Source organism: Kitasatospora cheerisanensis KCTC 2395 (assembly GCF_000696185.1).
GTDB classification, from domain to species: Bacteria; Actinomycetota; Actinomycetes; order Streptomycetales; family Streptomycetaceae; genus Kitasatospora; species Kitasatospora cheerisanensis.
This window is the reverse complement of the sequence record NZ_KK853997.1, coordinates 7,925,033-7,925,875: the sequence shown is the minus strand read 5'-3', so window position 1 is coordinate 7,925,875 and position 843 is coordinate 7,925,033. Positions and strand designations below refer to the sequence as shown.

The 843-nt window shown below is 70.5% G+C and carries 1 protein-coding gene; it reads right to left on the bottom strand.

Annotated elements, in window-relative coordinates:
* A partial coding sequence (locus KCH_RS35610) for an MBL fold metallo-hydrolase (RefSeq protein ID WP_051654103.1) occupies positions 1-843 on the bottom strand: 843 nt, incomplete at both ends.

Genomic DNA, 843 nt, shown 5'->3' with positions numbered 1-843 from the left:
GTCTGCGGGGACAGCGCCCGGGTCTGGTCGACCAGTCCCTCCAGGTCCATGGTGGTGTCCTGGACGGCGGGTTCGGTGAGCGGGGTCTCGAACGTGTCCCAGTGCACGGGGATGACGGTGCGGGGGAAGTCGAGCGCCTTGAGCAGGCGCGGCACGTAGCGGTGGACGCTGTGCTTGGTGCTTTCGGCGGAGATCATGGCGATGTCGGGCTTGAGGCCGGCGTAGTTCTGTTCGACGAAGTCGCTGGCGCCGGTCAGCAGGGCCGACGGTCCGTCACCGAGGCGGACCTGGAAGGCGAGGGTGTCGCCCTCGGGCAGGCCGCCGATGGTGGTGGGCACGGTGGCGGGCGGGGCGGTGAGGGTGCCGGGCGCCCAGTACTGGTGGCGGCCGTTGCGGCTGTGCAGGCTGGCCGCCACCCGGACGGTGAACCCGCCGAAGTCGAGGTACTCGCCGCCCTTCACCACGATCAGCTGCTCGGGCTTCACGCCCATCGCCTGGAGCAGGAAGCAGGTGGTGGCGGTGCCGACCACCCGGACGCCCAGGTCCTTGGCGATGTGCGGGACGTCGTTGAAGTGGTCCCAGTGGGTGTGGCTGACCAGTACCAGGTCGGGCTTGCCGATGTGACGGTCCACCAGCTCGGTGTCGATCTTCAGCTCGGTGTCCGGGTCGAAGTCGTTCGTCGGGAAGCGCGTGATGTACGGGTCGAACAGGACGGTCTTCCCGTTGCCCTCGATCCGCCAGCCGCTGTTGCCCAGCCAGGTGTAGACGGTCTCGCCACCCGCGCCGTCCGTGCCGTCCGCGCCGGTCTCGGCCGCCGCGGCCGGGGCGGCGGCCGCCCCGATC